Below are 21,774 nucleotides of genomic sequence, written 5' to 3'. Positions count from 1 at the left end.
GCGGCGGGGTTCGGGGGCGCGCTCCTGGCGACGGGGCTCGGGACGGCGCTCGGGCGGACGCGGGGCGGAGTTCCGGACGGGCGCGCGCTGCGGCGCGCGGGCCGGGGCGGACGGGGCCGGCGCGGGAGAGTCGGGGCCCCAGCGCTTCTCGGTCAGGCGGATCCTGGCGGGCTTGACGCCCATGCCCATGAAGCCGGTGGAGCCTTCCTGCATGACGGTGATCTCGACCTGGTCGCGGCGCAGCCCGCTCTTGCTTAGGGCGGCCTCGACGGCGTCTTTGACGGTGCGGCCTTCGGATTCGATCGGTTCCATTGGTTTATCCTCCGGGGGAGCTTGGTCCTAGGCCTCGAGCTGGTCCTTCAGGGCGACCTGAACGACCGTGCTGACCAGGCTGTTCGTCAGCCAGTACAGCACGAGGCCGGACGGGAAGTTCATGAACATGAACGTGAAGATGAGCGGCATGAACATCATGACTTTCTGCTGAGCCGGGTCGCCGGCGGGCGGGTTCATCTTGCTCTGCAGGAACATCAGACCGCCCATCACGATGGGCAGCACGTAATACGGGTCCTTCGCCGACAGGTCCTTGATCCAGAAGATCCACGCCGCGCCGTGCAGCTCCCACGAGTTGCGCAGGGCGTTGAACAGCGCGATGAAGATCGGCATCTGCAGGATCATCGGCAGGCAGCCTCCGAGCGGGTTGGCCCCCTTCGTCTTGTACATCTCCATCGTCGCCGCGCTGAGCTTCGCGGAGTCGTCGGCGTACTTCTGCTGGAGCTTCGCGATCTCGGGCTGGAGCTTCTTCATCGCCGCCGCGGCGCGCAGGCTCTTCCAGGTCAGCGGGAACAGCAGCACCTGCAGGATCAAGGTCAGCGCGAGGATGGCCCAGCCCCAGTTATGGGTCAGCCCGTTGAGGTACTCGAGCGACTCCAGCATCTTTCGGCCGATCCAGGCGAAGTAGCCGAAATCGATCGAGCGCTCGAGGCCGATGCCGTAGCGCGACAGCCAGGTCTGGCCCTTCGCGCCGAGGTAGTACGGGACCTCCCAGGTGAAGGAGCCGTTCGGCGGGATGGTCACGGGCTTGGCCGTCAAGGTGAGCTTGGGCGGCAGCGAGACGAGCGGCGCGGCGAAGTGCTCGGGGGAGGGCAGCAGCGCGGCGAGGAAGTAGCGGTTGTCGACGCCGATCCAGCGGAACGGCTCGGCGTGCGCGCCTTCCTTCAGCTTCTCGATGCGCCCGTTGAGCCCCTTGGCCGCGGGCGTCAGCGCGATCGCGCGCAGCATGTCTGCGTTCTCCTTCTGCTCGGTGGCGATGGTGCCGAGCCCGGGGCCGACCGTCAAGGTCCAGGCGCCCGCGTCGACGGCGCGCCTCGAGGCGTTGACCGCGACGACGCGCACGCGCGGCAGGACCGTGCCTTCTCCGGGCAGGAACTCCTTGGAGATCTTGAGGCCGTCGGGGCGCGTCGCCGTGTAGACGATCCCCTTCTTGAACGAGTCGTCGCGCTTGAACTCGAGGTCCGGGAAGGTCCCGAACAGGCCCTCGTCGGCGTTATGCACGAGCTCGACGCGCCCGAGCGGCTCGGGGTACAGGAAGCTGACGATCGCGGCGCCGCGGGGATGGATCTTCGCGACCGCGTCGCCGAGCCGGACCTCGTCGGCCTCGGCGGCGTCGAGCTTGACCGCGGCGGCGGCCGGGGAAGATGCGGTCGCGACCGGCGCGAGGGCGGCGGAAGACGCGGCCGGTGGATTCGCGGTGCGGTTGTTGGCTCCGGTCGCGAATCCTGCGGGCTTCGTCGCCGGAGGGTTGAACCGCTTCTCCAAGAAGCCGAACCACGCGGCGTACACGGCGACGGAGAGCGAGACGGCGAGCAGGAGGTTTCGGTCCATGGGTTATCGGGGGAGCGGCACGGGATCGTGCCCGCCGGGGTGGAAAGGGTGACATCGCAAGACGCGCAGCGCGGAGAGGGCCAGCCCTCTCCGCGCTCCGTGGGTCGAGACCGCCTCATGGGCGTAGTCGCCGCAGCTCGGATAAAAACGGCACGCGGCGGGGAGCCACGGCCGGATTCCGGCGCGGTAGAGATCGAGCAAGGCGATCAGGATCGGCTTCATGGGCGCAGAAGGCCGGCTTTCCTCCAGAGGTCGAGGATGTCGCGCTCCGCGTCGGCCCGCCCCTTCCAGGGGCAGCCCGCGCGCGGATACGCGACCATCTCGACTCCCGGACGGAGCTCCGAGCGGCGCAAGCGGAAGGTCTCGCGCAGCAGGCGCTTGAGGCGGTTGCGCCTCACGGCGTTGCCGACCTTCGCGCTCACGGAAAGCCCCAGACGGGGCTCCCGCTCGGCGGCGTCGACGCGGTGCCAGAGGATGAGCGAGCGCCCGACGGTCTTCCGTCCGGACTGGAAGACCCGCCGGAACTCCCCGCGCTCCTTCAGGCGCGCGTCGTCGCCGAAACCGGACGGCGGCGTCAAGCCTTCTTCTTGATTAAGGTGACGCGGCCTTTCGCGCGACGGCGGTTCAGCGTCTTGCGGCCGCCGGGCGTGGACATGCGCGCGCGGAAACCGATCTTCTTCATGCGTTTGCGATTATGCGGCCGGTATGTAGGGAGCATTGAACGCCTAGTATAGGAAAAATAACGACTGTACGGCAACGCTGATATGGGCGGGGGCGGCGGGATGATGTCCTCCGGGGACGGGCGCGATTGGCCGCGCCCTCCGGGGTAGACGCGACAACGACGGCCATGGTCGCGTCAACCCCAAGCCCCGTCGGACATCATCCCGCCGCCCCCCTTATTTCAACGGCGCCGAGCGTCTCATTGTTCGTCGCGGCGCCGCGTCGGCGAGCACCGAATCGCGACGTCGGCCGAATAATCAGCGAACGACAACGAAACGGCCACGACGGCGGGACTGGAGCTCTCGAGAGGAGGGCGACGGAGCGATGTCTGACGGGGTGTGGGGTCGCCGCGCTGTTTGCGCTCGAAGCGCGGTCGACCCCAAGCGAGGCTCAATGCCGAGCGGCCCCGTCAGACATCGCTCCGTCGCCCGTCCCGCATCGGGAGCTCCCCCCCGCCGTCTTGAGCCGTTCCGGGAAAATGCTAGGATAAATTCCATGGAAAACGCGCAAAAAGAGCGGTCTATCTCGGTTCTCAGCAAGGAAGAACGGTCCTATCCGCCCCCCGCCGCCTTCGCGAAGACGGCCTCGGTGCCGAGCAAGGCCGCGCGCGCGCGCCTGGCCGCCTTCGCCGCGAAGTCTCCCGAGAAGTTCTGGGACGCCGCCGCGCGCGAGCTGTTCTGGTTCAAGCCGTGGCGCAAGACCCTCCAGTGGAAGGTCCCCGACGCGAAGTGGTTCGTCGGCGCGACCACCAACCTCTCCTACAACTGCCTCGACCGGCATCTCGACGGCCCGCGCCGCAACAAGGCCGCCTTGATCTGGGAGAGCGAGCCCGGGAAGGTCCGCACCTACACCTACCTGCAGCTGCACCGCGAGGTGTGCCTGTTCGCCAACGCGCTGAAGGGGCTCGGCGTGAAGAAGGGCGACCGCGTCGCGATCTACCTGCCGCTCATCCCCGAGGCCGTCGTCGCCATGCTCGCCTGCGCGCGCATCGGCGCCGTGCACGGCGTGGTGTTCGGCGGCTTCTCCGCCGAGGCCCTGCGCGACCGCCTCAACGACGCCGGCGCGTCCGTCGTCGTGACCGCCGACGGCGGCTGGCGCAAGGGCGCGATACTGAGGCTCAAGGACGCCGTCGACGAGGCGGTCAAGGGCGCGCCCTCGGTCAAGGCCGTCGTCGTGCTCAAGCACGCCGACAACGAGATCACGATCGACGCGGCGCGCGACCATTGGTGGCATCGCCTGACGGCGAAGGCGTCCCCCATCTGCCCTGCCGAGAAGCTCGACAGCGAGCATCCGCTGTTCATCCTTTATACGTCCGGCAGCACGGGCAAGCCGAAGGGCATCCTGCACACGACCGGCGGCTACATGGTTCAGACCGCCTGGACGACGAAGCACGTCTTCGACCTCAAGGACACCGACGTGTTCTGGTGCACGGCCGACGTCGGCTGGGTCACCGGGCATTCCTATCTCGCCTACGGCCCGCTGCTCAACGGCGCGACCGCGCTGATGTACGAGGGCGCGCCGCTGACGCCGCAGCCCGACCGCTTCTGGTCGATGATCGCCCGGCACTCCGTGTCGGTCTTCTACACGGCGCCCACCGCGATCCGCACCTTCATGCGCCTCGGCGAGGAGCACCCGAAGCGGCACGACCTGTCCTCCCTGCGCCTGCTCGGCACCGTCGGCGAGCCGATCAACCCGGAAGCCTGGCGCTGGTACAAGAAGAACATCGGCGGCGACCGCTGCCCGATCGTGGACACCTGGTGGCAGACGGAGACCGGCGCCATCATGATCTCCCCCCTGCCCGGCGCGACCGCGGCCAAGCCCGGCTCGGCGACCTTGCCCCTTCCCGGCATCGACGCCGAGGTCGTGGACATGAAGGGCGCGGCCGTGCCTCCCGGCGCGGGCGGCTACCTCGTCATCCGGCGGCCGTGGCCGTCGATGCTGCGCACGATCTGGGGCGACGCGGAGCGCTACCGCGCCCAGTACTGGTCGCAGATCCCGGGCATGTACTTCACCGGCGACGGCGCGCGCAAGGACAAGGACGGCTACCTCTGGATACTCGGCCGCATCGACGACGTGCTCAACGTCTCCGGCCACCGGCTCTCCACCTCGGAGATCGAGTCCGCGCTCGTCGGGCATCCTTTCGTCGCGGAGTCGGCCGTCGTGGGCCGGCCCGACGAGCTGCACGGCCAGGCCGTCGTCGCCTTCGTCACGCTCAAGGGCGGGCGCACGCCGAGCCCCGAGCTCAAGGAGCTGCTGCGCGAGTTCGTCGCGAAGGCGATCGGCTCGATCGCGCGGCCGGCGGAGATCCGCTTCACCGACTCCCTCCCCAAGACGCGCTCCGGCAAGATCATGCGGCGCCTGCTGCGCGAGATCGCGGCCGGCGGCGCGGTGCGCGGCGACGTGACCACGCTCGAGGACTTCGGCATACTCGCGAAGCTCCAGCAGGACGAGGAGTAGGAGGCGGCGATCGAAAGGCTGATAGCCGCCTCCGCGTTGACCGCCGCGCTGTTCTGGGTCTTCGAGTCGAAGCGATCCTGGAGCGCGCCGTTCCCCGTGCGCCTGGTCCTGTTCGCCCTGCTGTCCTGGGTCTGCCTCGGCTGGACCGTGGCCGTGCGCCTCTTCCCCGACGCGTTCCCCCTCGAGCTCTCCGCGGCCGACGCCCTCTCCCTCCAGCTCGGCTCGGTGGCGCTCGGGGCGGCGGCCTTCGCCGCGGCGCGCGGCCGCCGGGGCCTCGCGGCCGGCGCGGCCTTCGGGCTGATCTCCTCGGGGATCGGCTGGTGCGCCTCGCGCTGGCCGCTGCTCGCGCGCGCCGTCGAACTGTGCGGCGGCGTCTTCCTCGTTCTTTTATTGAACCTCTTCCTGACGGCGGCGCTGGCCGTCTCCTGCGCCGCGCTCGCCGCCGCTCTGGTCCGAGAGGACCTGCGGCCCTGGTCCCGCCGCATCGCGGTCTCGCTGGTCGCCGCGTGGGCGCTCGCGACCTTCGGCGCCGACGCCGCGCTCTCCCGCGTCTGGGGCTTCGGCCCGCGCTCGCTGGCCGCCGCCGCGGGAGTGCCGACGAACCGCGGCGCGCGCACGCTCGGCGTCGCCTGGCTGTACCCGACGCGCAACCGCTCCTATCACGTCGACGCCCGGCGCATGTCCTCGGAGACGACGGACCTGTCGCCCGACAGCATCGACCGCATCGAGTCGTTCCTCGAGAAGTCGGGCTACCGCGGCGTGTTCGCCGAGGAGGCGCTCGCGGCGGTGCGCCTCGGCCGCCTGCAGTGGTGGGACGAGGAGCGCGCGCTCGACGCGATGATGATCTCCGTCCCCGGGCGCGTCCACCCCGACTACCTGCGCGCCCTCGAACTGCTGCGCGCGGGGCCGGTCACCGCCGAGCGCTACGCCAAGCTCGAGCGGCTGTCCGCGGCGACGGGGCGGCGCGTCGAGGGCTTCGAGAAGGCCTCCAACGCCCAGCGCATCTTCGAGGGCTTCTCCGCGGCGTACGCGCGCTTCGGCGACGAGGCCAACGCGCGCGAGTGGCTGCTCCGCCTCGACGGCCTGTGGGCCGTCAGCGACAAGCGCATCGAGGTCGGCGAGTTCGCGGAGCTGCGCGAGGGCCGCGTCGAGGGCGCGGCCCTGCTCGACGAGCGCGGCGCGACCGGCCTGCGCGTCGGCCTGTTCGCGGTGTGGCGCAGCTCGGCCACGCAGACCACCCACTATTGGCTCTCCGGCTCGCGCGTCCCCGATCAGGACGGCAAGTTCTACTTCGAAGGCCTCGGGCCGGGCCGCTACGTGCTCGCCCTGCTCGGCCGCCCCGAGGACCTGCGCGGCTCCTTCTCCGGCGTCCCCGGCGTCTTCGAGATCACCGAGGAGCGGCCCGACGTGTTCCTGAACCCTTTGCGCATCCGCCGCGAGCTCGAGCCGTCCACCGAGGCCTTCGGGCCCGGCGGCCTGCCCGAGGCGCGCGTCCCGCTGGTCCCCGAGCCGCCGATCCGTCTCGGACGTTAGGGGACCGAGCGTCGAGACCGGGAACGGATCGAACCACAAAGACACGAAGAACGGAAAAAGAGTCAACGGCATACGCCGTTCGCCGTGACTTTGTGTCTTTGTGGTTGAAATCCTCCCGCTCGCGAGCTATTTGGACCGCACGAGGCCGTTCAGTCGCGCGAGGCGCGCCTCGGCGTCGGCCTTGGCGAACGCGTCCTTCCTGAGTCTCGCCACGACGAGCCGCGTCTCGAGCAAGGCGCGGTAGCTCCAGTCGGCGCGCGCGCCGCGGTCGAGGACCGCCGCCGCCTCCGCCATCCCGTCGGGACCGCCCTGGAGCGCGAGTGCGGCGAGCGAGCCGCCGAGGGCGTGAAGGGCGCGCGCGTCGAGCGGGTTCCAGCCCGCCAGCGCGCGCGCGGCGGCCGCGGCCTCGCCTCCCAAAGCGAGGCGACGGGCGGGATCTTTCTCCGCGCGCGCCTGCTCGCGGATCGCGCCGACGAGCCACAGGCCGTAGCTCTGCTCGGCGGGGTTCAGCCGGACCGCGGCGGCGTAGGCCGCGCGGGCCGCGTCGAGACGGCCCTCGTGCTGCGCGCGCATGCCTTGGAAGGCGCGGCGGTCGGCGAGCAGCAGCCACGCGGCGGCGGCGAAGGCCGCGGCGGAAAAAACCGCGGCCGCCCGCGTCGCGCCGCGCGGGCGCGGGCCTCCCGGGTCGAGCAGGCCGAGAAGCAGCGCCGCGAGGGCGAGCCCGTCGAGCGGGACGGGGTTGAGCTTGGCGGCGACGAACGCCGCGGCGAGGCCCGCCCCCGCGGCCGCCGCGCCGGAGCGCGAGGCCTCGTCGCCCAAGGCGTTCCTCAGGCGGCGCCAGGCCGCGACCAGGAGCCAAGCGTAGGCCGCGAAGCCGGCGAGCCCCGTCGTCGCGAGCGCCTGCAGGAGGTCGTTGTGCGCGTGCGCCTGGCCGCCGTTCTCGCCGTAGGCGCGCACGAAGCCCTCGGTCTTGTGGCGGCCGAGCATCAAGGCGAAGGTGTCGGGACCTGAGCCGAGCAGCGGATGCGCCGCGAACACGCTCAGCGCGGAGCGCCAGACGGCGACGCGTCCGAGGTCGGACATGTCCGTCGGACGCGCGCGCCCCGCGGCGTAGACGAGCGCTCCCGCCAGGACGGCGGCCGCCGCGACCTTGACGCCGGACTTCGGCGCGCGCAGCCGCCCGGTCCACAGCAGCCAGCACGCGGCGCCGGCCGCCGCCGCGAGCCACGCCCCGCGCGACCACGTGAAGAGCAGCCCCGCGAGCGAGAGCGCGACGCAGGCCCAGCCGCCGAGCCTGTCCCGCGGGCTCTCTCCGTCGAGGGCCAGTCGCAGCTGCAGCGGCAGGAGCATGGCGAGGCTCGCGCCCAGCCCGACCGGGCTTCCCGTCAGCGAGCCGATGCGCCCGTAGGGGATCCCCCCGACGGCGTTGACGACGGGGTCGAGGCCCGCGAGCTGGAGCAGGCCGTAGGCGGACAGCGCCGCGCCGGCCCACGCGCCGGCGAGGAGCGCCGCGCGCGCGAAGGCGGGTCCGGCGCCCGAGGCGAGCGCCGCGACGACGGCGCACAGCCCCAAGGTCAGCAGGCCGTGGCCGCGCGCCGAGTACTCTCCGAGCAGGCTCACGGCCGGAGCCTGCGAGAAAACGCCGGAGAGAACGGCCGCGCCGACGCACGCGGCCAAGGGACGGAGGAGGTCCGGCTTCGCGGGGACTTTGGCCTTGGACTTGCCGGCCGGGACGGGATGATAGAGCGCGCCGAGGCTCGCCGCGGCGGCGGCGAGAGCCAGCACGAACAGCTTCGGGAGCACGTACGGCGCGGCGGCTCCCGGCCAGGCCGCGAACAGCGGGGCGAACGCCGCCAGCGCGAGGCCCCAACTCTGAAGGATCATCGGCCGGAATCCTAGCAAAGTGGAGCCGAGCCGAAGCCCGTGAGACCGCCCGCGGGGATAACGCGGGAATCCTTCGCCTCAAGGATAGTTATAATCTCCGCGTGCCCGAAATCCTGACTCCGGCCTCGACGCGCTCCGCCCTGGAGCGCCGCGCGTTCTCCGAGCTCAAGGCGTCCCTCGCCGCCTCCCCCGCGCGCCTGGCCAAGCTCTGGCCCGCGCTGACCCCGCTCGAGCGCGCCGCGTGCTGGCGCCTCCTGCCCCCGGCCGCCGTCGCCGCCGCCGCGAAGGCCCTGCCCGCGCCCGCGCGCTGGGAGGCGTATCAGGCCTCTTCGATCGACTGCCTGGCGCCCTACCTCGAGGACGCCCCGCTCGGCGCCCGCGACCTCTTCCGCGCGCCGACGCGCCGCGAGGCCGCCCTCCTCCGGAAGGGGCTCGCCGAGTGATCGTCAACGCGCCCGGCATCGTCCTCTCCCGCCGCGCCTTCGGCGAGTACGACCGCCTCTGCGCCGTGTTCACCGAGCAGTTCGGCAAGATCCCCGCGCGCTTCGTCGGCGTCAACCGGCCCAAGGGCAAGATGAAGGCTTTGAGCGAGCCGGGGGTCTGGGGCGAATACCGCCTCCACCTCTCCGCGCGCTCGGAGTTCGCCAAGGCCGTCGGCGGCCGCCTGATCTCGAGCTTCCCGGGCTGGCGCGCCGACCTCGGCCGCACCTTCGACGCGCTCGCCTGCCTGGAGATGGTCGACCGTCTCACGCCCGACCATCAGCCGAGCCCCGAGAAGTACGCGCTCCTGGGCTCCGTCCTCTCCGCGCTCGACCACGCTCCGAGCGGCTGGCTCGCCCCCGCCTTCGGCCTGCGCCTGGCCGTGATGATCGGCATCTCCCTTCGCGAGCGCGCGCCCGCGCCCGCCCGCTCCGTCTGGGCCGCGCTGCACGACGAGGACCTTCTCGCCCTGCCCTCGCTTCCCTACGACGCGCCCGCCGCCGAGTCCGCGCGCCGTCTGCTCGACGAGCATCTCGGCGCGCACGCCGGCCGCCGCCTGCGCGCCTTCGAGTTCCGCGACGCTTTGATCAAGACCGCCCCTCAGGGAGTTCCCGCGTGATGACCTTTCAAGAGATCGTTCTCGAGCTGCAGGATTTCTGGTCGAAGCAGGGCTGCGCCATAGTGCAGCCCTACGACCTCGAAAAGGGCGCCGGCACCTTCAACCCCGCCACCTTTTTTGGGGCACTCACGTCGGCTCCCGCTCATTATGCCTACATCGAGCCCTGCCGCCGCCCCGCCGACGGCCGCTACGGCGAGAACCCCAACCGCCTCGGCAAGTACTACCAGTTCCAGGTCATCATGAAGCCCGTTCCAAAGGGGATCACCGACGTCTACCAGAAGTCCCTGAAGGCCATCGGCCTCGACCCCAAGAAGCACGACCTGCGCTGGATCGAGGACGACTGGGAGTCCCCGACCCTCGGCGCCTCGGGCGTGGGCTGGGAGGTCTGGCTCGACGGCATGGAGATCACCCAGTTCACCTACTTCCAGCAGATGGGCTCGATGCCCCTCTCGCCCGTCTCCGTGGAGCTCACCTACGGCCTCGAGCGCATCGCGATGTACCTTCAGAACAAGAACTCCGTCTACGACCTCGACTACGGCGGCGGCCTGACCTACGGCGACCTGCACAAGCCCCAGGAGCGCGAGCTGTCGCGCTATTCCTTCGAAACGGCGGACGTGGCGCTCCTCTCCCGGCATTTCAACGAGTGGGAAGCCGAGGGCGGGCGCCTCGCCGGCCTGGGCGACCCGATCCCCGCGTACGACTGCGTCGTGCGCGCCTCGCACCTCTTCAACACGCTCGAGGCGCGCGGCGCCATCTCGGTCACCGAGCGGGCGCACTACATCGGGCGCATCCGCAGCCTGGCGCGAAAAGTCATGGAGCTCTACATCGAGAAGCACGCGCCGAAAGAACCGGCGGCGGCGAAATAACATGGCCAAGAAAACCAAGCTCAACGACTTCCTCCTCGACATCCACACCGAGCCGTTCCCCGCGCGCTTCGTCCCCCCCGCGCTCGACCAGCTCAAGCTCAACGCGGCCAAGTGGCTCGCGGGCAAGATCGAACACGGCGACGTCGCCGTCTCCGGCACGCTCCGCCACCTGATCTTGACGGTCAAGGGCGTCGCCTCGAAAGGCCTCGATAAGACCGAACGCTTCAAGGGTCCCAAGGTCGGCGCCCCCGCGCCCGCGCTGGAAGGCTTCGCGCGCAAGTACGGCCTCGACTCCGCGGCCCTCATCCCCGACAACGGCGTCCTGTACGCCGAGGTCCACAGCAAGGGTGAAGCCGCCTCCGTCCTCTTCGCCGCGATGATCCCCGAGCTGATGAAGTCCCTCCAGTTCCCCAAGTCCATGACCTGGGAGGAATCCGGCTTCAAGTTCGGCCGCCCCCTGCGCGCCGTCACCGCCATGCTCGGCGACAAGGTCGTCGCCGTCGCCGTCGCCGGGATCAAGTCCGGCCGCGCCGTCCACGGCCATCCGGTCCTGGCCAAGCAGCCGGTCCTCTTGAAAGACCCGGCCAAGCACGCCGCCGTCCTGCGCCAGGGGCTCGTCATCGCCGACCCGGCCGAGCGCCGCGACTACCTCCTCAAATGCCTCGCCCAGGCGACGAAGTCCACGGGAGGGATCGCCGAGCCCGACGAGGCGCTCATCGACGAGACCGTCTTCATGGTCGAGCATCCGGTCCCCGTCCTGGGCAAGCTGCGCGACGCGCACATGGTCCTGCCCGCGGAGCTGCTCAAGCTCGTGATGAAGAAGCAGCTCAAGTTCTTCCCCGTCGTTACCAGGGACGGCCTCCTTCACCCGTATTTCGTCGGCGTGCGCGACGGCCTCTCCTCCGGCAACGAGCTGGTGCGCGAGGGCTATCAGCGCGTCCTCGAGGCGCGCTTCAACGACGCGGCCTTCTTCGTCGGCCGCGACTCCGCCTCCACCCTCGCGAGCAAGCTGCCCCAGCTCGAGCGCGTGACCTACCAGAAAGCCCTCGGCTCCATGGCCCAGAAGGCCGCCCGCGTCGAGTCCGTCGCGGCGTGGATCTCCGAGCGCCTGCGCCAGACCGCGCCCGTCGACGAGCAGGCCGTCGCCCGCGCCGCCAAGCTCGCCTACGCCGACCTCGTCACCGACGTGGTGAAGGAATTCCCCGAGCTCCAGGGCCACATGGGCGGCGTCTACGCCCGCAAGGACGGCGAGTCCGAGAAGGTCGCCCTCGCCGTCGAGCAGTTCTACTTCCCCGTCGCCGCCAAATCCCCCGCCCCGGCGACCGCCGAGGCGGCCGTCGTCTCGCTGGCGGGCAAGCTCGACAGCCTCGCGGGCTGCTTCGCCGCGGGGATGATCCCCACCGGCTCGGCCGACCCGTACGCCCTGCGCCGTCAGGCCCTGGGCGCGGTGCGCATCGTCCTCGAGAAGCAGCTCCCCCTCGACCTCGACGGGGCCGTCGCCCACGCGATCTCCCTGCAGCCCGTCGCCGTCCCGGAGCCCGCCAAGCTCGCCGCCCAGCTCTGCGACTTCGTCTGGGGCCGCGCCCAGTCGCTCTTCGAGGAGATGAACTACGCCGTCGACGAGGTGCGCTCCATCCAGGCCGGCGCGCTGACGAACCTGCCCAACGCTTTCCTGCGCCTCGCCGCGCTGCGCGCCGTGCGCCGCGACCCCGCCTTCGAGTCCCTGGCGGCCGCGTTCAAGCGCGCCTCGAACATCCTCAAGCAGGCGAAGCTGTCCGACTCTCCTCCCCCCGAGCGCGCGCTCCTGCGGGACCAGGCCGACTTCGACCTCTACGACGCCCTCGTCACGGCCGAAGGCTCGGCCAACGACCGCATCGTGCGCGGCGACTTCGAGGGCGGCCTGAAGACCCTCGTCTCGGTCAAGCCCCACCTCGACCAGTTCTTCGAGAAGGTCATGGTGATGGTCGAGGACGAGGCCCTCAAGAAGCAGCGCCTGGCGCTCCTGAGCAAGCTCGTGCGCGCCTTCCGCCGCGTGGCCGACCTCTCCGAGATCCAGGCTTCCGCGTCGTGAGAGCTTCGCGCTAACGCCTTCGGTCGACGACGAACCCCGTCGCGAAGCCGACCATCGTCCAGGTCAGCACGGCCGATCCCGCCAAGCCGGCGACGTGTCCGGCGTACAGCCCCACCGACGACAGCAGGAAGAGAACGGGGCTGAGCAGGAGGAGCAGGGGCGTGGCGGAGTAGGCGGCCAGCTGCGTCAGCGCGCCTTGATGGTCGGGGGTGGCGTTGAGCAGGCACGCTCCGAGCAGGACTCCCAAGACGAAGCCACCGAGGGAAAGCCTTCGGCACCACATATCCTCAGTGTAGCGGCCCGGCGGGCCGCCGACCATGACCGGCGCTATATTCGTTTAATTAGCGCCGATCCCGGCGGGCGCGGACGGTCTCGGCGTACGCTTCCAATTTCTCCGCGCCGGCGGCGTCGCCTTTCTCGCGCAGGCTCTTGATCGAGCTCTCGACCGACGCCAGAAGCTCGACGTCCCACTTCGCGTCCGCCGCCGCGCGGTTCTGGCCGCGCATGGCCATGCCCTGGGGACCGATGAGCTCCCTCAGCCTCTCCTCGGGGTCTTCGGGCGACGCGTTCTTCCTCCGGAAGTAAAGCGCCAGCCCGAGCCCCGCGAGAGCCCCGACGGTCCACGCTCCGACGATGCGGCCATCCATGTCCTCTCCTCCCCTCTATAGCGTGGAGCGCCCGTCGCCCACCAACTGCGGGGTCTGGTCGCGGTTGTCGCGCCGCGCGGCGTCCCGCACCTTCGGCGACAGCGCGTCGAACAGCTCCTTGAGGGTGGCCTTGCCGCCGCGCGCGTTCAGCGCCTTCAGGAGGTGATAGGTGAACAGGCCGTGGCCCGACGCCTCGTCGGAGCCGGTCATCTCGTCGGACGCGGAGGCGGTCAGCGCCCCCACTCGCCCCGCGGCGCCCCCGCCGTCGTCGATCTTGGACACGAGCGGCCTCAGCCCCTTGCCGATCACGGAGCGCGGCCCCGCGCCGGAAAAGCAGGCGTCCATGGCCACGAGCACGCGCCGGGCCTTCAGGGCGTTGAGCTTCGCGTACAGCCGCTTGACGGGATAGCCGGTGGTCTCGGTGAACTTCGCGTCCGCGTCCCACGGCATCAGGTAGGCCTGTCCCTTCTCCGGGTCCGGCGCGCCATGCCCGGAGAAATAGAACAGCACGGTCGAGCGCTCGTCGGTGTTGCGCGGCAGCCACGCCTCGAGGTACTTCTCCAGCGCCGACTTCCCGGCCTGCTGGTCGACCAGGAAGACGATGTTCCGTTCCGGGTAGCCCGCCGCCAGCAGGTGCGCCTTGACGGCGCCGGCGTCTCGCGCTGCGTGCTCGGCCTTCAGCGCCGATTGATAAGACTCCACGCCGACGACGAGCGCGAACTTCGTCTCGTCCTCCGGCAGGCGGTAGGACGGGGACTCGACGTCCGAGCGGTACGAGGCGGCAGGGGCGGCCTTGGGCGCCGGGGTCTCGGCCGCGACTTCGGTCTCCGCGCCGGCCTCCCGCTTCTCGGCCATCATCCTCTTGTAAAGCTCCGTCTGCGGCCCGAACTCGGCGGTGAGGTGCTTGGCGAGGTCCTTCTGGAACCTGAACGGGCTCGCGCTGCCGGTCGTCAGCAGGCGCCGGCTGTGGGCCGACAGGGTCTTGATCTCCCACGCGAACGCTCCGGGCTTGAGGCGCACGATGACGTCCGCGCCCCGGGGGTCGTTCTCGTCGAACAGCGAGACGGTCTGGAGGCCGGTGAGGGCGCCGATGGACGAGGCGGTGTCGTCGCGGCGGGGGTCGCCGCCGCGCTTGCCTTCGGGGATGGCGAAGACGAGGCTCGAGGGGTCGTGGGCGATCTCGACGGGGTTCGACACGGTCCCCATCGGCGCGCAGCCGTTCAGGATGGTCAGGGCGGACGCGGCGGTCAGGAGCAGGAGCAGCGGTCTCAGGGTCATGGGGCCTCGGTCCGGCGAAGCGGGCACGTCGGATTGTAGTCGGAATAAAGGGCTCACGCCAGCCTTTTCTCCCCCCGCTACGTTCGGTTCTTCAGGGGCCGGCCGAACCCCCTGAAGATCCAGCCGCGGCCCAGCATCGTCGCGCTTTCCTCCTCTCGGGTCACGTACCACCGGTCGCGCGAGGCCTCCACGACGCGGTACCCTCCGTCGGCGCCGACCTCGGTCACCAGCGCGATGTGGGTGATCCAGCCCTCGCGGCCGCGGCTCATGAAGACGACGTCGCCCGGCTCGGGCGGGCCGATCATGTCCAGGCATCCGTTGTGCTTGCAGTAGGAATACAGGTTCCGGGCTCTCCGGTCGAAGTACGGGTCGCCGGGCCGGCCGTCGCGCTTCCCGTAGTGGTCCGGGTGCGCCTTGTAGTCCTGCTCGAGCAGCTTCCGGATCGAGGTGCCCGAGTTCCGGTAAGCGAGCCGCGGGACGTCCATGCAGACGATCAGTCCCATCTTTCCGCCGACGTCGTTCAGATAGCCCTGCGCCGGGTCGTACCAGAGCCCGATGAGCTTGCGGGCCTCCGCCACGACGCGAGAGCGGTCCGTGCGGGGTTCCCAGACGCTGGGCTCGATCATCGGCCCGCGATAAAAGCGGCCTCGTCCCGCGAAAAGCAGGGCGGCGACGGATAGCGCGCCCAGGCCCGAGAACCCGAGCATCAGGCGCTTCTTAGTTTGATTGGTCATGACCTGGATATCGAATCCGCCGTGCTGTGCTTACCTTTCTCAGATTGGATGTCGATTACATCGCAATGGCCCCGTTCACTCACCCATGTGCGTCATAGCGCGTATCCAAAAGGGCTGCAGCCATCTGGTTCGGGAATTCCTGTGTCGGCATTCACTGTGCAGGTAAACCCTACCCGGGGTTCCTTCGGTTTTTGGGAGTACCCCACTTCGACCGCCCAAGATAAATGAGGTCGGTCTCCATCCCACCCGTAATAAAGGCCCAGAGCGCTGCTCTTGACCGCGCATCCTCTGCCCTCAAATATCGCCTGGACGATGCAACTTTTCGCCCCCCTCAATCGTATGTTAAAGAGAGATAACTGTGAGTCTTGATTCGGAACGACGGCGCTGTTACACTAGGGGCATGAAGATCAACGCGGTCTTGGAGCCCCAGCCGGAAGGCGGATTCACCGCCTACATCCCGGCGTTGCCCGGTTGCGTTTCGGAAGGCGATACGGAGGCTTCGGCGAAGAAGAACCTCCTCGACGCCCTGCAAGGCTACCTGACCGTCGCCAACAAGCGCTCTTTGACCTTGGCCAAGGCGAAGGAAGGGAAGGTGTTCTCTCTGCAGGTCTAGGAGTGTCGCGGCCGCCCGTCTGCCGGGCGCGCGAGGCGCTCGCGGCGTTGCGCAGGGCGGGATTCGTTCTCGATCATCAGACCGGCTCCCACGCGATTCTTTACAAGCCGGGCCATCCCAATCCCATCACCTTGCCGATGCACGCGGGCGATGTGAAGCCCGGGACGCTGCGCCGGATCATCAGGGACGCGGGATTGACCATCGACGAGTTCCGCCGGCTACTCTAGCGTGCGCGCTACAACCCGGCGCGGACGCGCCAGCCGGCCTTCGCGATAGGCATGCGCCGCCCCACGCCGAAGGCCTTCGAGGAGATCTTGATCGACGGCGGCGCCTGGCGGCGCTTGAACTCGCTCCAGTCCATGCGGTCGAGCAAGGTCTCGGCCACGGCTCGGTCGCCCACGGCGCGCGCGACGCGGCCCGGCTCGAGACGGGACTGCACCCAGGCCTCGAGGGCGTCGTCGACCTGGTCGTACGGCGGCAGGTCATCTTGGTCCTTCTGGTCCGGTTTAAGCTCGGCCGACGGGGCCTTGCTGATCGAGTTCGCGGGGATGATCTCCCGGTCGGAGTTGAGCCAGGAGGCGAGCTCGTAGACGAGGCGCTTCGGCGCGTCGGCCAGCGGCGCCAGCGCGCCGCACATGTCGCCGTACAGAGTGCAGTAGCCGACCGCGAGCTCGGACTTGTTTCCCGTGGTGAGGACGAAGCCGCGATGCGCCTTGTTGGCGAGGCCCATCAGGATGACGCCGCGCGCGCGGGCCTGGAGGTTCTGCTCGGCCAGGTCGGGGGTGCCGTTGCCCCACTTCTCGCCGAGGGCCTGGACCAAGGCGCCGTAGACGCCGGCGATCGGCGCGGTGCGCAGCTCGATGCCGAGGTTCTTGGCCAAAGCCTGCGCGTCGTCGAGGCTTCCCTGGGAGGAGTAGGACGAGGGCATGGTCACGCCCACCACGCGGTGAGGGCCGAGCGCGCGCACGGCGAGAGCGGCGGCGACGGCGGAGTCGATGCCGCCGGAGAGGCCGAGGAAGGCGGTCTGCAGGCCGCACTTGCCGGCGAAGTCCTTGATGCCCAAGGTGAGGATCTCTCCCACCTGACCGACGGCGGAGGGCTCGGGCGCGATCGTCGCGCCCTCCCAGGTCTTCGTGTCGATGACCAGCAGGTCCTCGGCGGCGAAGGCGCCGCGCGCGCGGAGCTTGCCCTGGGCGTCGTAGGCCAGGCTGCCGCCGTCGAAGACGATCTCGTCGTTGCCGCCGACGGCGTTGCAGTAGAACAAAGGCTTTTTCAGGCGCTTGGCGTGCTCGGCGACGAGCTTCTTGCGGACCGCGGTCTTGCCGCGCAGGAACGGCGACGCGGAGAGATTGAGGAGGAGGTCGGCGCCGGCCTTGGCCTGCGCGGCGACGGGGTCGACGTCGTAGAGGCGGCGCGAGGTGGACGGGTCCTTGGCCCAGGCGTCCTCGCAGATGGTGACGCCGAGCTTGAGTCCGCCCCAGGAGATCGGCTTGTTCTCGGAGGCCGGCTCGAAGTAGCGGGCCTCGTCGAAGACGTCGTAGGTCGGAAGGAGGGTCTTGTGACGGATCGCGACGACCTTCCCGTTGTGGAGGAGCGCGGCGGAGTTGCGCACGGGCTTGCCGACCTTCCCCTTCCAGCGCGAGACGAAGCCGACGAGGGCGGCGGTGCCGCGGACTTTTTTGGCGAGGGCGGCGAGGGCTTTCTCGTTGGCCGCGGCGAAGCCGGGCTCTTCCCACAGGTCGAGCGCGGGATAGCCGCCCAAGGTCTGCTCCGGGAAGACGGCGAGCGAGGCGCCGCGCCTACAAGCCTCATCGAGCGTAGCGAGAATCTTCTCGGAGTTGCCGCGAAGGTCGCCGACCGTCGTGTCGATCTGGGCGAGGGCGATCTTCATGTCAGGCTCCCGCCGTCTCGCAGGTCGAGGCGAAGACCTGGCCCGCGCCCATGAAGGAGGCTTCGATGGCTTCCTGGACGGCGTAGCGCGTCTGGAGCCCCGCGAGCTTGGCGACGGGGGCGATGCCCTCGATGGCCCAGGTCATGAGCTCGGCGGGGTCCTGCTGGGTGGTCTCGGCGACCACGTTGACCTGCTTGAGGATCGCGACGGCGGCGGCGGGCAGGTCCTTGCCGAGGAGGAGCATGCCGGACATGAGGCCGCGGCAGACGGCGACGACGGTGTCTCGCGGGGCCTGGCGGGCCTGGGTGGCGGTGACGGCCTGGGTGAGGATCTGCAGGGCCGCGAGGCCGGCGCCGGCGGGCGCGTCGGGGAGGTCCTTCAGCCGGTCGAGGACGATCTCCTTCGCCAGCTTTTCGAGGTTGAAATCGTCCATGCCTGCCGCGATTATATCATCTTGCGCGGACGCCGGCCGGGTGGTACACTGCCGTCTCATGAGACGCCTCGCCTTGGCCGTCGCCGCGGCCGCCCTGACGGCCTGCGCGTCCGCGCCCCCCCAGCCGGCGTCCCTCGATCACGGCCTGCTCCTCGCGCGCGCCACGACGCACGGCGCGCTGCTGCTGGGCTCGGTCAAGCACGCCGACAAGGGGAGCGTCTCCCTCGTCGACGACAAGGGAGAGCGCGTCCTCGGGCAGCGCGGCATCTCCGGCCCGGGGTTCAACGGCTACATCGTCTTTTACAACATCCCCCCGGGGAAGTTCGTGCTCCGCTCGGCCTCGTTCAAGGCGCGCGGAGCGCGCTACCAGGTCCAGCCCCCCCGGTCCGAGGAGCACAAGCGCGTCGCCGTCCTCAAGCCCGGGGGCGTGGCGTATCTCGGCGATTACAAGTTCGATTCGCGTTGGCCGGAGTTCGGCGCCATGATGTGGAACGCCGCGCGCATCATGGCCCATTGGCTCACGCCGTTCTTGAAGAGGCCGCTGATCGCGCGCGAGACGGGCACGCCCGTCTATGAGACCGGGCCGGCGGCGGAGACCCGGGCCCTGCTCGCGGTGCGCGAGGGGCTGCGCGGTACCGAGTGGAGCCGGGTCGTCGCCGCCCGCCTGCGCGCGCTCGGCGCGGCCGAGCCTCCGAAGACGGACGGCCTGCTGCTCCCCAAGCCGCTGCCGCTGCGTGAGGAGCCGCTGCTGTCCTGGCGCGACACCTTGGAATGGGGCGAGCCGCGCCGCTCGGCCGCGGGGCTCGCGTGGAAGCGGCCCGGCGGCGAGGCGATGATCGTCGTGTTCCACACGACGGCCTCGGCGCCGGGGTTCGCGGGCTGGGCCGCGGCGGCGGCCGAGCTGCGGAGCGAGGCGGCGGCGAGCGTCGAGGACGCCGGCGGCGTATACGAGGTCCAGGTCGGCACGCGGGCCGGGACGGCCGCGCGCGCGACGAGGTATCAATATCCCGAGGGCGTCCTCATGGGCAGCGAGACGAAGGTCGTCGTGACCGAGACCATCCTCGTCCCCGACGGCTACGGGATCTACACCGCGCGCCTGCGCGCGCCGCGAGGGGAGTTCGAGGCGGTCGCGCCGGCCTTCCGGGAGTTCCTGCTGCAGCTGAGGCTCGGGCCCCCCCCGCCGAAGGCCGCGCCGAAGCAGGAGGCCGTGATGCCCTTCATCGGAGGCGGACCGTGAGCGGCGACGAGCGCCGTTCCGGCGCGCGGTTCATCACCGAGCTCAGCGTCGTGCTGCGCCCATCGAAGGGCGGCGAGCCGCTCGACGACCGGGCGACGGCCCACGACGTGTCGATCGGCGGGTTCAAGGTGGAGACGCAGGCCCAGTTGACGGACAACATGATGCTCTCGTTCACCTTCGAGCTCCCGCGCGGGCAGACGGCGACCGGCAAGGGTCGCGTCGTCTGGACCAACCGCGAGACGTTCGCGAGCTGGGCCGGCGTCGAGATCGTGTCGATGCCCTGGGGCGACAAGCGCCGCCTCGGGAAGCTGCTGAACCCGGACGGCACGGATTGGGAGAGGATCTCGAACCTCTGCATCAAGCTCGCGATGATCCTGACGGTGATCGCCGCGGCGCACCGGGTGCTGATGAGCGCCCACCTGCGCAGCCTGTTCGCGTCGCTGGCGCCGAAGATGATCGCGCTGCTGGTGATGGGGTGGGCGCTCGTGAACCTGCTGAAGCGCCCCCGGCGCTAGGTTTTCAGAACCCCTCGCGGCAGCGGGGGTCCATCGCGTCGCGCAGGAACAGGCGGGCCCCGTTGCCGCGCAGGACGAACCCCCAGCGCTCGTGGCCCCACAGCGGCTCGCCCTTCGTGTAGGCGAGGAGGAAGGGGCTGCCGTTGCCGCCGGGGTCGTAGGCGACGAAGCGCAGCTGGGCGGTCTCGCTCATCAGGTCGTGCGGCATGTCGACGCACTTCCCGATCAGGCGGTCCCCGTCGGCGAGGCGCAGGCAGCGGCGGTGCGACGAGGAGATCTGGGCGTCGGTGATCAGCGCGGTGGGCTTCTTGAGGCCGGCGACGGGCGGGTGCGCGGCGAAGTCGATCTTCATCGCGATCTTGTCCGCGGCCGGGGCGGCGAGGAAGGCGGCGGAGCCCTCGTCGTCCTCGCGGAAGCGGTAGGCGCCCGCCTTCCCCTCCTCGAGGGCCGCCGCGGCGAGCGTCGAGCCGAGCAGGGCGTACAGAGGCTCGTCGACCTTGTTGTCGAGCGCGTCGTAGCGCGCGTTGGAGCCCTTCAGCTGGAAGGAGTCGGGGACCTTGATGGCCATGACGGGATCGCCGACCGAGGAGCGCGGGCCCTTGAGCAGGGCGGCGCGAAGCTTCAGGGGCTTCTTCCCGCGGCACGCGCCGCCGTAGGTGGCCGAGGTGCGGCCGACGACGAAGAGGTCGGCGCCGACGCTTCCCACGATGAGGAACCTCGAGCCCGGCATCAGGTCGCCGGGTTTGGCCGACTTGCGCGGCTTGTCGAAGACGACCCACTGGTTGCCGGACTTGTAGACCGGGAACAGGCCGCGCGAGCCGTACTCGTCCTGCGCGGCGGACGGGGCGGCGAGGGCGAGGAGTGCCAGCAGGAGCGGGGCGAGGCGGGTCATCTATGACCAGAATATCAAATCCCGCGCGGAAGGCGGAGCCCGGCCGGCGCGCGGGGACGGCGGCGCGGCATCTCGTGCTCCGTCCACTCGCCGAGCTCCGCCCCCGTGCGCGCGTCGTAGAGGACGGCGCCCGCGCCGGGCGTGATCACGGCGACCTTCGCGAGGTCGGCGCTGTAGACGAGCTCGACGCCGTCGGCGAGACGGATCAGGCCCTCCGCGTCCCAGTCGGCGAAGCGCCGCCAGCTCCACAGCTCCCCTTCGTGCAGGGCGAACCAGACGCCGCGCTGCTTGCCCCACCACAGCGCGCCGTGGCGCAGCAGCGGCGGCTTCTCCGGCTCGGGGGCCGCCCACCACCGCGTCTTCTCCTTCCAGAGCCACAGCCAGCGCGCGTCGGCGGCCACGCCCTGCGCCGGGCCGTCGTGCCAGCGGCGGCCGGCGTCCCAGTGCGGCGCGCGGCGGCGGTCCGCGGCCGCCCCGCGGCGCGGGTCGTGCGCCTCGACGCGGTCGAGCTCGTAGGGGCGCGCCGGCACGGGCGAGCCGTCGGGCAGGCGCGCGGGCTTGCGCGCCCCGAGGGACGAGAGATCGGGCGGGACGAGGGAGGAGGGCGGCGGGCGCAGCGCGCCGCGGCCGAGCATCTTGGAGAGCAGGAGCGGGCGGACGCGACGGCGCCGGACGGCGGCCGCGTCCGGCCGCGCGCCGGCGCGGCGCGGAGGCTTGAACAGCGGGAAGAAGCGCGCGCGCCGGCGCGGACCGGCGGACCGGGCGGACCTCGCGGCGGAGCGGGCCGGCGCCGCGGAGGCGGCGTCGTCGTCCGCGTCGTCCTCGGACGCGGGGCCCAGGGCCAGCGGCGCGCGGCGACGGCGCTCCTCCCGGGGGGCGGCGGCCTCCGGCCGGTCCCGCGGGGCGGCTTCCCGGCGCTCCTCGCGCCGGGCCGCCGCGCGCAGCAGGTCGACCACGGCGTCGTGGAGCGAGCGGGGCGCCTCGGCGGGCCCGGCCGCGGGACCGCCCGGGTCTCTGTCCGCG

Annotated in this window: 24 protein-coding genes; 10 read left to right on the top strand and 14 right to left on the bottom strand. The window is 70.7% G+C overall.

Annotated elements, in window-relative coordinates; all coding sequences use genetic code 11:
• The 5 genes from HYV14_11605 to rpmH form a co-directional block, all read right to left on the bottom strand.
• Positions 1-312 (bottom strand): Jag N-terminal domain-containing protein (locus tag HYV14_11605; protein ID MBI2386647.1); only part of this gene is annotated, 312 nt, incomplete at its 3' end.
• A gap of 27 nt (positions 313-339) precedes the next feature.
• On the bottom strand, positions 340-1,881 hold the full coding sequence (locus HYV14_11600) for a membrane protein insertase YidC (GenBank protein ID MBI2386646.1): 1,542 nt from the start codon (positions 1,879-1,881) through the stop codon (positions 340-342).
• A 3-nt stretch (positions 1,882-1,884) separates the two neighbouring features.
• Positions 1,885-2,103: a membrane protein insertion efficiency factor YidD gene (yidD, locus tag HYV14_11595; GenBank protein MBI2386645.1), complete on the bottom strand. Its 219-nt coding sequence runs from the start codon at positions 2,101-2,103 to the stop codon at positions 1,885-1,887.
• Positions 2,100-2,459: a ribonuclease P protein component gene (gene rnpA, locus HYV14_11590; protein ID MBI2386644.1), complete on the bottom strand. Its 360-nt coding sequence runs from the start codon at positions 2,457-2,459 to the stop codon at positions 2,100-2,102. The genes yidD and rnpA overlap by 4 nt, the downstream gene beginning before the upstream one ends.
• Complete coding sequence (gene rpmH, locus HYV14_11585) at positions 2,456-2,599, bottom strand: 50S ribosomal protein L34 (GenBank protein ID MBI2386643.1); 144 nt, start codon at positions 2,597-2,599, stop codon at positions 2,456-2,458. The genes rnpA and rpmH overlap by 4 nt, the downstream gene beginning before the upstream one ends.
• Before the next feature lie 497 nt (positions 2,600-3,096).
• On the opposite strand from rpmH, the gene acs reads away from it, so the two are divergent.
• Complete coding sequence (gene acs / locus HYV14_11580) at positions 3,097-5,058, top strand: acetate--CoA ligase (protein ID MBI2386642.1); 1,962 nt, start codon at positions 3,097-3,099, stop codon at positions 5,056-5,058.
• Between the two features lie 36 nt (positions 5,059-5,094).
• Complete coding sequence (locus tag HYV14_11575; protein MBI2386641.1) at positions 5,095-6,591, top strand: hypothetical protein; 1,497 nt, start codon at positions 5,095-5,097, stop codon at positions 6,589-6,591.
• Positions 6,592-6,717: 126 nt separating this feature from the next.
• Here HYV14_11575 and HYV14_11570 read toward each other — a convergent pair whose 3' ends face one another.
• Positions 6,718-8,475, bottom strand: a complete 1,758-nt coding sequence (locus HYV14_11570) for an O-antigen ligase family protein (protein MBI2386640.1) — start codon at positions 8,473-8,475, stop codon at positions 6,718-6,720.
• 101 nt (positions 8,476-8,576) lie between these two features.
• On the opposite strand from HYV14_11570, the gene HYV14_11565 reads away from it, so the two are divergent.
• From HYV14_11565 to HYV14_11550, 4 genes are read left to right on the top strand one after another with little or no spacing between them, the layout of a single operon-like run.
• Entirely contained in the window at positions 8,577-8,918 is a 342-nt protein-coding gene (locus HYV14_11565; GenBank protein MBI2386639.1) for a hypothetical protein, read from the top strand.
• Complete coding sequence (gene recO, locus HYV14_11560; protein ID MBI2386638.1) at positions 8,915-9,574, top strand: DNA repair protein RecO; 660 nt, start codon at positions 8,915-8,917, stop codon at positions 9,572-9,574. Before HYV14_11565 ends, recO begins: the two co-directional genes overlap by 4 nt.
• Positions 9,574-10,440: a glycine--tRNA ligase subunit alpha gene (locus tag HYV14_11555; GenBank protein MBI2386637.1), complete on the top strand. Its 867-nt coding sequence runs from the start codon at positions 9,574-9,576 to the stop codon at positions 10,438-10,440. The genes recO and HYV14_11555 overlap by 1 nt, the downstream gene beginning before the upstream one ends.
• 1 nt (position 10,441) lies before the next feature.
• Complete coding sequence (locus HYV14_11550) at positions 10,442-12,511, top strand: glycine--tRNA ligase subunit beta (protein MBI2386636.1); 2,070 nt, start codon at positions 10,442-10,444, stop codon at positions 12,509-12,511.
• 10 nt (positions 12,512-12,521) lie between these two features.
• On the opposite strand, the gene HYV14_11545 is transcribed toward HYV14_11550, so the two are convergent.
• The 4 genes from HYV14_11545 to HYV14_11530 all read right to left on the bottom strand — a co-directional run bounded on the left by HYV14_11545 (position 12,522) and on the right by HYV14_11530 (position 15,170).
• Positions 12,522-12,794, bottom strand: a complete 273-nt coding sequence (locus HYV14_11545) for a hypothetical protein (GenBank protein MBI2386635.1) — start codon at positions 12,792-12,794, stop codon at positions 12,522-12,524.
• 58 nt (positions 12,795-12,852) lie between these two features.
• Positions 12,853-13,158 carry a hypothetical protein gene (locus HYV14_11540; protein ID MBI2386634.1) on the bottom strand — a complete coding sequence of 102 codons (306 nt, stop codon included), beginning with the start codon at positions 13,156-13,158 and terminating at the stop codon, positions 12,853-12,855.
• Between the two features lie 15 nt (positions 13,159-13,173).
• Positions 13,174-14,436 carry a caspase family protein gene (locus tag HYV14_11535; GenBank protein MBI2386633.1) on the bottom strand — a complete coding sequence of 421 codons (1,263 nt, stop codon included), beginning with the start codon at positions 14,434-14,436 and terminating at the stop codon, positions 13,174-13,176.
• Positions 14,437-14,513: 77 nt separating this feature from the next.
• Positions 14,514-15,170: a DUF1287 domain-containing protein gene (locus HYV14_11530; protein MBI2386632.1), complete on the bottom strand. Its 657-nt coding sequence runs from the start codon at positions 15,168-15,170 to the stop codon at positions 14,514-14,516.
• A gap of 400 nt (positions 15,171-15,570) precedes the next feature.
• On the opposite strand from HYV14_11530, the gene HYV14_11525 reads away from it, so the two are divergent.
• Positions 15,571-15,783 (top strand): type II toxin-antitoxin system HicB family antitoxin, encoded by a 213-nt coding sequence (locus HYV14_11525; GenBank protein ID MBI2386631.1) that lies wholly within the window; start codon positions 15,571-15,573, stop codon positions 15,781-15,783.
• Positions 15,784-15,785: 2 nt separating this feature from the next.
• Positions 15,786-16,010, top strand: coding sequence for a type II toxin-antitoxin system HicA family toxin (locus HYV14_11520; GenBank protein MBI2386630.1), 225 nt, complete (start codon positions 15,786-15,788; stop codon positions 16,008-16,010).
• A gap of 8 nt (positions 16,011-16,018) precedes the next feature.
• On the opposite strand, the gene HYV14_11515 is transcribed toward HYV14_11520, so the two are convergent.
• Positions 16,019-17,674, bottom strand: coding sequence for an NAD+ synthase (locus tag HYV14_11515; GenBank protein ID MBI2386629.1), 1,656 nt, complete (start codon positions 17,672-17,674; stop codon positions 16,019-16,021).
• A 1-nt stretch (position 17,675) separates the two neighbouring features.
• Complete coding sequence (locus HYV14_11510) at positions 17,676-18,107, bottom strand: hypothetical protein (GenBank protein ID MBI2386628.1); 432 nt, start codon at positions 18,105-18,107, stop codon at positions 17,676-17,678.
• A gap of 58 nt (positions 18,108-18,165) precedes the next feature.
• Between HYV14_11510 and HYV14_11505 the strand changes: the two genes are divergently transcribed.
• Positions 18,166-19,344, top strand: coding sequence for a hypothetical protein (locus HYV14_11505; GenBank protein MBI2386627.1), 1,179 nt, complete (start codon positions 18,166-18,168; stop codon positions 19,342-19,344).
• Positions 19,341-19,859 carry a PilZ domain-containing protein gene (locus HYV14_11500; protein ID MBI2386626.1) on the top strand — a complete coding sequence of 173 codons (519 nt, stop codon included), beginning with the start codon at positions 19,341-19,343 and terminating at the stop codon, positions 19,857-19,859. The genes HYV14_11505 and HYV14_11500 overlap by 4 nt, the downstream gene beginning before the upstream one ends.
• A 4-nt stretch (positions 19,860-19,863) precedes the next feature.
• On the opposite strand, the gene HYV14_11495 is transcribed toward HYV14_11500, so the two are convergent.
• Both HYV14_11495 and HYV14_11490 read right to left on the bottom strand, forming a co-directional pair.
• Positions 19,864-20,751: a hypothetical protein gene (locus HYV14_11495; GenBank protein ID MBI2386625.1), complete on the bottom strand. Its 888-nt coding sequence runs from the start codon at positions 20,749-20,751 to the stop codon at positions 19,864-19,866.
• Positions 20,752-20,765: 14 nt separating this feature from the next.
• Positions 20,766-21,774, bottom strand: a 1,009-nt coding sequence (locus HYV14_11490; protein ID MBI2386624.1) for a hypothetical protein, incomplete at its 5' end; no start/stop codon positions are given.

It is taken from the genome of Elusimicrobiota bacterium, from assembly GCA_016182905.1.
Classification (GTDB): Bacteria; Elusimicrobiota; Elusimicrobia; order UBA1565; family UBA9628; genus GWA2-66-18.
This window is presented reverse-complemented; position numbering and strand designations above follow the sequence as displayed.